We start from the raw sequence: 9,382 nt of genomic DNA on the forward strand, positions 1-9,382 counted from the left end.
AATTAGCTGGAGGGTTTAATACTGGTAAGCACCGTGGTTGCTTGTGCAGAAAATGCTGCGAGCATTGTCAATGCAATTGGGATAATGCGTTTCATAAATACAAATAGCCGTCTAGTCTAACAAGATAATAAATGTTACATTATAACATCAAGTAATTGCAAATGAGTGTTATTCATGTCGACACTGGTCGAACTCACTGATATTTGTGTTCATTTCGATGAACGCAAAGTATTGGACAACGTCTCCCTTACACTTAAGCGTGGTGAAATCACTACGTTGATCGGTCCAAATGGCGCAGGTAAGTCTACCTTGGTAAAGGTTCTGCTTGGCCTACAAAAGCGCTACAGCGGCAATGTATCAAGAGCCAAAGGACTCAAAGTCGGTTATGTGCCACAAAAGTTAAGGCTTAACGATTCTTTACCGCTGGACGTAAACCGCTTTCTTAAACTTTCGGGTCGCTACAGTAAACAAGAGATCAACGAGGCGCTTAAATTAGTGGGGGCCGAACACCTACAGCTCGCGAACATGCACTCTTTGTCTGGCGGAGAAAATCAACGAATACTCCTTGCTCGAGCACTATTGCAACGCCCTGATTTATTGGTTCTTGACGAACCAGCTCAGGGTGTCGATGTACAAGGTCAGATTGATTTGTACGATCTTATCGACACCATACGTCATCGTTTCAACTGCGCGGTATTTATGGTCTCACATGACTTGCATCTCGTTATGGCGAAAACCGATGACGTAATTTGCCTCAATCACCATATATGTTGTTCTGGTTCTCCATCAGCGATCAGTCGCCACCCAAGTTATATTGCTCTGTTCGGCCCAGGTAGCCAGGAAGCTCTAGCACTATATCACCACCAACATAATCACCATCATCATGACTTAGCTGGTCAACCAGTGTCTGGAGATGCGACAAGTTGTTCACATCATTCTCACGGTCATCACCATGATTGAGTTTTTATTACCCTCTATTCTCGCTGGACTTGGTATTGCCCTTATCGCCGGCCCCCTTGGCTCATTCGTTGTGTGGCGAAAAATGGCCTATTTTGGCGATACATTGGCGCACGCATCGTTGATGGGCATCGCATTTGGTTTTTTGCTCGATGTAAACTTGTATTTGGCCTTAGTAGTCTGCTGCCTGATATTGGCGGTGATCTTAGTTACTTTACAAAAGCAACAGCAAGTCGCGACTGATACGTTACTCGGTATTCTGGCACATAGCGCTCTTTCACTTGGCTTAGTTGCCGTTAGCTTTTTAGATGACGTGCGCATTGACTTGATGAGCTATCTGTTTGGTGATCTGCTTGCAGTTTCACCCACCGATCTAATGTACATTTATAGTGGTGCGGTCATCGTTGCCATTATCCTTGCATTTGCTTGGCGACCATTGCTGGCAACGACCGTAAGCGAAGATTTGGCCGCAGTCGATGGGCACAATGTTGACTTAATGCGATTGCTTCTGATGCTGTTGATCGGTTTAGTCATCGCAATAGGTATGAAGTTTGTCGGTGCCTTGATCATGACATCACTGTTAATCATTCCTGCCGCTTCTGCGCGAAGCTTCTCCAAAACACCAGAGCAAATGGCCGCTATCGCCTCCGTTATTGGTGCAATTGCCGTGTTATTAGGTCTGTCTATGTCTTGGCACTTTGATACGCCAGCTGGACCTTCCGTAGTTATCAGCGCAACCGCAATGTTTATGCTTTCGCAACTAGTTAAATCTCGCGGATAAAAAAAGGGTCTACAAAGTAGACCCTTTTTCAATTCCAAAAGACTTAACTAAGCACCTTCGTTGTGCAACTCTAGATTGGCAAGCTCTTGTTGAATCTCTCGTTGCGTCTTCGCATCATCGCTACGTAGAGACTCTAAGAATTCTAAATACTTCTGGTCGATATCTCCCGTGACGTATTCGCCGTTAAAAACCGATGTTTCAAAGCGAGTAATGTCGTTGTTTCCTAAACCAACCGCTGATACTAGATCTTCAAGGGTTTGGAAAATCAGTTCATCAGCACCAATCTGCTTACAGATAGCATCATTATCACGACCATGAGCGATCAGCTCATTCGCACTTGGCATATCGATACCATAAACATTCGGGAAGCGAATTTCTGGTGCAGCTGAGACCATAAATACTTTCTTCGCACCGGAGTCACGTGCCATTTCGATGATCTGCTCAGAAGTGGTACCACGGACAATTGAGTCATCGACCAATAACACATTCTTATCTTTAAACTCAGAGCGGATCGCATTCAGCTTGCGACGCACTGATTTCTTACGCTGTTGTTGGCCTGGCATAATAAAAGTACGGCCGACGTAACGGTTTTTCACAAACCCTTGACGGTAAGGCTTATCAATGGCTTGCGCAATCTGTAGCGCGATATCGCAAGATGTCTCAGGGATAGGGATAACAACATCGATATCTAAATTCGCGTACTCATCACGAATGCGCTCACCCAACTTTTTACCCATTTCTACACGCGCGCTGTATACCGAAATTTTATCGATGAATGAATCTGGGCGAGCAAAATAGACAAACTCGAAAATACATGGGTTCAGAGTTGGATTATCGGCACATTGCTTAGTATGAAGTTGACCGTCAAATGTCGCGTAGATTGCCTCACCCGGAGCGACATCACGAATAAAGTCGAAGCCTACCGCATCTAATGCCACGGATTCAGATGCCACCATGTACTCGGTGCGACCATCGACGTCACGCTTACCTAGGCATAGAGGGCGAATGCCATGTGGGTCACGAAATGCAATCATACCGTGACCGATAATCATTGCAGTCACTGCGTAAGCACCGCGAATTGCTCGGTGAACATTGGTTATGGCTCTAAACACGTCTTCCGCGGTCACGTTACCTTTAACGGTATCAATCTCGTGTGCCAGCACATTGAGCAGAACTTCTGAATCTGATGTTGTGTTTAAATGACGGCGATCTTTCTCAAACAGTTTCTGACGAATCTCGGCCGCATTGGTTAGATTTCCGTTATGCGCAAGTGTGATACCAAACGGAGAGTTTACATAGAATGGCTGAGCTTCTGATGCACTTGAACTGCCCGCCGTTGGGTAGCGAACATGGCCGATCCCGACACTGCCTTGCAGTCTTTGCATGTGTTTTGCTTCAAACACATCTTTCACTAAACCGTTCGCCTTGCGCAGACGAAAACGATTGCTTTCTATGGTACAAATACCCGCGGCATCTTGGCCACGATGCTGCAAGACCGTCAATGCATCATAGATAGACTGGTTTACAGGCGTTGTGCCCACGATTCCAACAATACCACACATGTCCTAACCCTCGATTTGCGACAATGGCTGACGCGCTAGAGCGCGTCAGATAAGAAACTAGATGTTGCTTGCAAGTGTTCAAAAAAAGGAGCAATGATGCGGCTAAATTCCGGTACCAGTTGCGACCCTTTCCACCACTCTGAGTCTGGAAACGAAGTAAACGCATCCATAAAAAATAACGCAGCTGAAACAATCAACACACCTCGTAGACCGCCAAATACGATCCCAAGGATTCGATCGGTTCCAGACAAACCTGTTTTCTGCACCAATTGACCGATGACGTAGTTAACCACGGCACCCACCACTAGGGTTGCAATAAACAAGGCAGCTATCGCAGCTCCGTTGCGAAACATCTCATCTTGGATATTAGTGAAGTACACCGCCAATTTAGCGTAGTACTGACTGGCGATAAAAAAAGCACCAAACCAAATAACCAATGACAACGCTTCCTTAGCGAAACCACGAACTAAACTGATCAAAGCCGACAGGCCAATCACACTTAAAATGACAATATCTAAAGGATTCATTTTTTACTTACATCTTAAGTTGGCGCGCATTTTAACAGAAAAAACGCTGACGCAAACGTTTTCTTATGGATTTAGTGGTTGAAATTTGAGCAATCGACCCTTCGAGCCAGTAATTTTTTCCAGTTCAATAACTTGTCGCTCAAGTTTACTCTTTGAAACATCTGGACCAATAATGACTCGAGTGAATGTCTTTTCAGGCTTCACATGCGCTTGATAGCCACGTTTTTGCAAATCTTTAACCAGATTGTGTGCGTTATCAGCATTCTTAAGTGCCATCAATTGGATAATCCAAGCACTCTCTTGATAGTCATTGCGTTCTGGTACTTCCTTCACCACCACGGGTAACGTTTCCGCCTCGACCGGCTCCTCCTTCGCAGGAGCGGGCTCGTCGATAACAACTTCAACTGGCGGCTCAGGTAAGCTTGCACTGTCATCGACCGGATCGAGAACCTCGAATGTTTCTAGATCAGAGCCTAATTCTGGCTTGATTGGAATGCTGGCAATGTCTTCTTTGTAGTGGGTTTTCTTACCATCCAGTACGTCCGGTAAAACAATGACCCCAATGGCGACCAGAATAATGGTCCCCACCAGCCGATTTTGAAACTTACTTGCCATTTATGCTCCTTTGTTCTGCCAATGCTCTAGTACTTCCCCTACCGTATGGAAAGAGCCAACCACTAGAATGACATCTTCTTGCCCAGCTTGTGTCAAAGCGGCTTCAAAAGCTAACACGGGTGAGTCATATTGCGCATGGCTTGTCGGTAAATGCTGACTTAACTCTTGTGCGCTGGCTGCGCGAGGTCCAGACAAAGAAGCGGGATACCAGTGGGCAGCGATCGAAGACAACTCTTCCAGCGTGGCTTTGATGTCTTTGTCGTGCAACATTGCGACTACAGTATGGATTTTCTGTCCAGGATATTGTTGAGTAACTCTCTCGACCAAATACTGTGCAGAATGAGGATTATGCGCAACATCGAGTAGAATCGTTGGTTGCTGATGAATAACCTGCATTCTGCCAGGTAGTTGAGCATTCTTCAGGCCATTAACGATATTAACATCACTGAGGTCAAGATTGGCGGTTGCAAGAGCCATTAACGCGGTCGCGGCGTTTTGCAATGGCAAACCTGGTACGGGTAGCGCCTCTAGGTCATAAGAGCCATGTGTCCATTTCCAGGTGTTCTCTGATGTTTGCTGATAATCATATTGAATTTCAACTTGGAACAATTCAGCTCCGATGTCGTCAGCATGTGCGGCTACCGTTGCAGGAGCTTTCGGTTGACCACAAATGGCCGGTTTACCACTGCGGTAAATCCCTGCCTTCTCAAAGCCAATTACATTGATGTCGTCACCAAGCCAATCGACATGGTCGACGGCGAGACTGGTAATCACGGATACGTCGTGCTCAACCACATTAGTGGCATCCAAACGACCACCAAGACCGACTTCAAGCAGCACAATGTCGACCTTTTCAGTTTGGAAAAGACGCAACGCCGCCAAAGTCGCATACTCAAAGAAGCTCAAACTCACTTCACCACGTTGCTTTTCAATAAAGTCAAAAGCTTGAGTATGTTTCTCGTCTGGTAGATCTTGACCATTAACTCGCACACGTTCGTTGTAGCGAATTAAATGGGGAGAGCTATATACACCAACGGAATAACCAGCGTCTAGCAGAATGGCTTCCATCAGGGCACAGGTTGAGCCCTTGCCATTAGTACCGGCAACGGTGATCACAGTTGGAGCAGGTTTAGTAAGGTTGGCAGAATCTGCCACAGTTTGGACACGCTCAAGACCGAGGTCTATCGCAGAGGTATGGATATTTGCTAAATAATCAAGCCACATCGCGAGTGGGGATGTGGCTTGAGGAATTTGGGTTTGACTCATCTAACTTAAACCATAAATAGTGGTGGTTTGTTAGTGTGTTACTTTACCCTTTTTCTTCTACTTCTGGTACATCATAGTTAGCTTCATTTGGCGAATCATTCACAGAAACTACCAAAGGAGACGCTTGATTGGTCATTTTCGCTAACAAGCTACCAATGCGCTGACGCATTTCACGGCGGTCAACGATCATATCAATAGCACCGTGATCTAGTAAAAACTCACTGCGCTGGAAGCCTTCTGGAAGATCTTCACGCACAGTTTGCTCAATAACGCGACGACCAGCAAAACCAATCAACGCTTTCGGCTCACCGATGTTGATATCGCCCAGCATGGCAAGACTTGCCGATACACCACCCATAGTTGGGTCTGTCATCACTGAGATAAACGGTAGGCCTTTGTCAGATAAACGCTCAAGTGCTGCACTCGTTTTTGCCATCTGCATTAAAGACATTAACGCTTCTTGCATACGGGCACCGCCACTTGCAGAGAAACAAACTAGACCACAGTTGTTCTCAATTGCCGCTTCAACTGCTCGAACAAAACGTGCACCAACAACCGAACCCATTGAACCACCCATAAATGAGAACTCAAAGGCACAAGCGACGACAGGCAGACCTAGCAACTCACCTTGCATAACAACCAGCGCGTCTTTCTCGCCACTGCTCTTTTGTGCTGCTGAGATACGGTCTTTGTAGCGTTTTGAATCTTTGAACTTAAGCTTGTCTTTAGGCTCGAGTTCATTGGCGAGCTCGACGCGGTTACCTTCATCTAGGAAAGTTTCCAAACGACGACGCGCTTTCATACGCATGTGGTGGTCACATTTCGGACACACTTCTAGGTTACGCTCTAGTTCAGCGTGATAAAGCACTTGTTCACAAGAAGTACATTTAGTCCATACACCTTCAGGGATAGACGCTTTACGTGAACTTACGATGTTGCTTTTTTCTAAAATCTTTTCAAGCCAACTCATGGAAGACCTTTTCTCTACTACTCCCCCGCAGAGTGCAAGGGATACAAATTCTGAATTTACGCGTGAGGATTAAAGCATATAAAATGCCAGCTGTGGACAAAAAACTGGTTGTACCTATTTTTTGAACCTTTAGCCCATCTCTTAACGAACTGAATATTTGGACAATTTACCACAAATTAGTTCAAGTTATCTGGTAAAAAAAGTGGGCCAATCGGCACTCTTGGCAATTCAAATTCTTGCGGATAATCCACGTCTACAAGATACAAGCCTTCCGCCTTAGCTGTCGCACCGGCGAGCTTTCGATCTTTCGCCTGTAATAGCCACTCTATCCACTCGGGCTTTTGCTCTCCACGGCCAACACAGATCAAACTGCCAGTGATGTTGCGCACCATATGGTGGACAAAGGCATTGGCTTTGATGTCAATAACGACATACTGGTTATGGCGGGTGACGTTAATGTGCATCATATTGCGCCATGGGCTGCGCGACTGACAGTGCGTCGCTCGAAACGAAGTAAAGTCATTCTCTCCCAGCAGATACTGGGCAGCTTGGTGCATTTTTTTCTCGTCAAGCTCACCGTGATAATGGCTAACACCTGACGATAAAATTCCGGGTCTTAGTGCGCTGTTAAAGATGATGTATCGGTATCGGCGAGCCGTAGCACTAAAGCGAGCATGAAAATCTTCAGGGACTTCTTTAGCCCAACGCACGGCAACATCGCTGGGTAGATTGGCATTGGCGCCCATCGTCCATGCGACCATTTTCCGGCTCGCCGTGGTATCAAAATGAACAACCTGGCCTGTGCCATGAACACCAGCATCGGTTCTACCCGCACATTGGACTTCGACAGGATGATTCGCCACAACACTTAGAGCTTTTTCAAGCGCTTCTTGAACGCTTTTTACTTCTTGTTGGCGTTGCCAGCCGTAATACTGAGTACCGTTATACTCAATACCTAAAGCTATTCTCATCAGGGTGTTCTCTTTAAGTGGTCTTACATGGGGCGGGAAGTATATACATTTTCCACTGAAAAAATAAGGGGGCTATTTAGCCCCCTGTATGGTCGTTTTTAACTTCGGTTAATATCGTCTATCAGACGCTTAGCTTCTTGACGAATGTCGTCACTACCATCAACGATAGCTTCTTCAAGGAGTTTTTTTGCTCCCTGAGCATCGTTCATTTCCATGTAGATTTTCGCTAAGTCGAGCTTCCCTGCTGCTTCCGCGTTTGCGTCGATGTCTTCTTGATTGCCAATGTCCCCAATCACATCTGGAAAATCGTTTAACCCGACATCAAGTTTTAACGAATCGTCGATTTCCTGAGCTTCCTCTGCATCAACTTCAGCCATTAACTCATCGATGGTGCGGTATTGATTGTCCTGCGGGTTGAACTCATCAAGATTGTTTTGTTCTTCCCAATTTTCGTCCAAAACTTGGGCCTGCTCTGGCAGGTTTTCTTGTGACCAAATATCTTGCTCTTCTTCAGGGATATCATCACTGATCTGAGCTTGCTGGTCTGCAGAAAGCGTGAAGCCGTTCCAATCTTCACCGCCGACTTCGAGCATAGCTTCAATATCCATTCCAGCGCTATCAGAGGTAGTCGCATCGATTGGATTATCAAACGAAAAGCTGGCGGATTGATTATCATCGGTGTCAGCCAAGAGTTCATCAAACGCTTGCTCGTCAAATTCTTGCTCAGCGAGCCCCTCCTCTCCTGCGGATTCACGGCTCAGCTCAGTGTCACCAGGTGATGCGTCGTGGCTAACATCTTCCGACACCTCAGCGAATGGATCCGCAACATCTTCTAATTCAGGTAACTCAAGGTCATCCAGATTAAAGTTTGTTGTCGAGTCCTGCTCAGTCAAATCTTCTAAGTTTGGCTCTGCAAACATATCCGCTAATGCGTCTTGCTCGCTGTACTCTGGAAGCTCTAGGTCATCCAGTTCGAGCGATTCACCTGCAGGCTCAGCACTTGGTTCAACCGCTTCTTGCGCTGCTAACTCCGGCTCAGACGTCATATCGGCCAGTGCATCTTCTTCGCTGTACTCTGGAAGCTCTAGGTCATCCAGTTCAAACGAGTCATCTGCAGGCTCAGCACTTGGTTCAACCGCTTCTTGCGCTGCTAACTCCGGCTCAGCCGCCATATCGGCCAGCGCATCTTCTTCGCTGTATTCTGGAAGCTCTAGGTCATCCAGTTCAAACGATTCATCTGTAGGCTCAGCGCTTGGTTCAACCACTTCTTGCGTTGCTAACTCTGGCTCAGCGGCCATATCGGCCAGTGCATCCTCTTCGCTGTACTCTGGAAGCTCTAGGTCATCCAGTTCAAACGATTCATCTGCAGGCTCAGCACTTGGTTCAACCGCTTCTTGCGCTGCTAACTCCGGTTCAGCCGCCATATCCGCTAGTGCATCTTCTTCGCTGTACTCTGGAAGCTCTAGGTCATCCAGTTCAAGCGATTCATCTGCAGGTTCAACACTTGGTTCAACCGCTTCTTGCGTTGCTAACTCCGGCTCAGCGGCCATATCTGCTAACGTATCTTGCTCAGTCGATTCTTCAATTTTCGGCTCTTGGTCGAGAGACGCCAATGAGTCTTCTTGCTCTGAGACACTACTTGGTTCATCTATCAACCAGTCGTCGTCTTGAGGGGTACCAAACTCATTTGGGATCGCCTCAGGCATCGGTGCGGCATTTTGCTCTGGAGTCTC

General features: G+C 46.6%; 9 protein-coding genes. 2 read left to right on the top strand and 7 right to left on the bottom strand.

The features are described from left to right. Positions 1-174: 174 nt before the first annotated feature. Entirely contained in the window at positions 175-960 is a 786-nt protein-coding gene (gene znuC / locus RH45_RS20410; protein WP_008081004.1) for a zinc ABC transporter ATP-binding protein ZnuC, read from the top strand. After that, complete coding sequence (znuB, locus tag RH45_RS20415; protein ID WP_008081005.1) at positions 953-1,738, top strand: zinc ABC transporter permease subunit ZnuB; 786 nt, start codon at positions 953-955, stop codon at positions 1,736-1,738. Before znuC ends, znuB begins: the two co-directional genes overlap by 8 nt. A 47-nt stretch (positions 1,739-1,785) precedes the next feature. Here the strand turns inward: znuB and purF are convergent, their stop codons facing one another. From purF to RH45_RS20450, 7 genes are all read right to left on the bottom strand, one after another. After that, positions 1,786-3,300, bottom strand: coding sequence for an amidophosphoribosyltransferase (purF, locus tag RH45_RS20420; RefSeq protein WP_008081007.1), 1,515 nt, complete (start codon positions 3,298-3,300; stop codon positions 1,786-1,788). A gap of 35 nt (positions 3,301-3,335) precedes the next feature. Beyond that, complete coding sequence (locus RH45_RS20425; RefSeq protein ID WP_008081008.1) at positions 3,336-3,827, bottom strand: CvpA family protein; 492 nt, start codon at positions 3,825-3,827, stop codon at positions 3,336-3,338. A 63-nt stretch (positions 3,828-3,890) separates the two neighbouring features. Next, positions 3,891-4,442 carry an SPOR domain-containing protein gene (locus tag RH45_RS20430; RefSeq protein ID WP_008081010.1) on the bottom strand — a complete coding sequence of 184 codons (552 nt, stop codon included), beginning with the start codon at positions 4,440-4,442 and terminating at the stop codon, positions 3,891-3,893. Next, a complete protein-coding gene (gene folC, locus RH45_RS20435) occupies positions 4,443-5,708 on the bottom strand; it encodes a bifunctional tetrahydrofolate synthase/dihydrofolate synthase (protein WP_008081011.1) in 1,266 nt (421 codons plus the stop codon). Positions 5,709-5,751: 43 nt separating this feature from the next. Further along, on the bottom strand, positions 5,752-6,678 hold the full coding sequence (accD, locus tag RH45_RS20440) for an acetyl-CoA carboxylase, carboxyltransferase subunit beta (RefSeq protein WP_008081012.1): 927 nt from the start codon (positions 6,676-6,678) through the stop codon (positions 5,752-5,754). Positions 6,679-6,854: 176 nt separating this feature from the next. After that, on the bottom strand, positions 6,855-7,649 hold the full coding sequence (gene truA, locus RH45_RS20445; protein ID WP_008081013.1) for a tRNA pseudouridine(38-40) synthase TruA: 795 nt from the start codon (positions 7,647-7,649) through the stop codon (positions 6,855-6,857). 98 nt (positions 7,650-7,747) lie between these two features. Then, on the bottom strand, positions 7,748-9,382 hold a 1,635-nt coding region (locus RH45_RS20450), incomplete at its 5' end, for a FimV/HubP family polar landmark protein (protein WP_008081014.1).

It is taken from the genome of Vibrio sinaloensis DSM 21326 (genome assembly GCF_000189275.1).
Classification (GTDB): domain Bacteria; phylum Pseudomonadota; class Gammaproteobacteria; order Enterobacterales; family Vibrionaceae; genus Vibrio; species Vibrio sinaloensis.

What these genes read in the sequence shown, in the direction of transcription:
- purF (WP_008081007.1), bottom strand. Translation starts at nt 3,300, where the DNA reads ATGTGTGGTATTGTTGGAATCGTGGGCACAACGCCTGTAAACCAGTCT.
- folC (WP_008081011.1), bottom strand. Translation starts at nt 5,708, where the DNA reads ATGAGTCAAACCCAAATTCCTCAAGCCACATCCCCACTCGCGATGTGG.
- accD (WP_008081012.1), bottom strand. Translation starts at nt 6,678, where the DNA reads ATGAGTTGGCTTGAAAAGATTTTAGAAAAAAGCAACATCGTAAGTTCA.
- znuC (WP_008081004.1), top strand. Translation starts at nt 175, where the DNA reads ATGTCGACACTGGTCGAACTCACTGATATTTGTGTTCATTTCGATGAA.
- truA (WP_008081013.1), bottom strand. Translation starts at nt 7,649, where the DNA reads ATGAGAATAGCTTTAGGTATTGAGTATAACGGTACTCAGTATTACGGC.
- RH45_RS20425 (WP_008081008.1), bottom strand. Translation starts at nt 3,827, where the DNA reads ATGAATCCTTTAGATATTGTCATTTTAAGTGTGATTGGCCTGTCGGCT.
- znuB (WP_008081005.1), top strand. Translation starts at nt 953, where the DNA reads ATGATTGAGTTTTTATTACCCTCTATTCTCGCTGGACTTGGTATTGCC.
- RH45_RS20430 (WP_008081010.1), bottom strand. Translation starts at nt 4,442, where the DNA reads ATGGCAAGTAAGTTTCAAAATCGGCTGGTGGGGACCATTATTCTGGTC.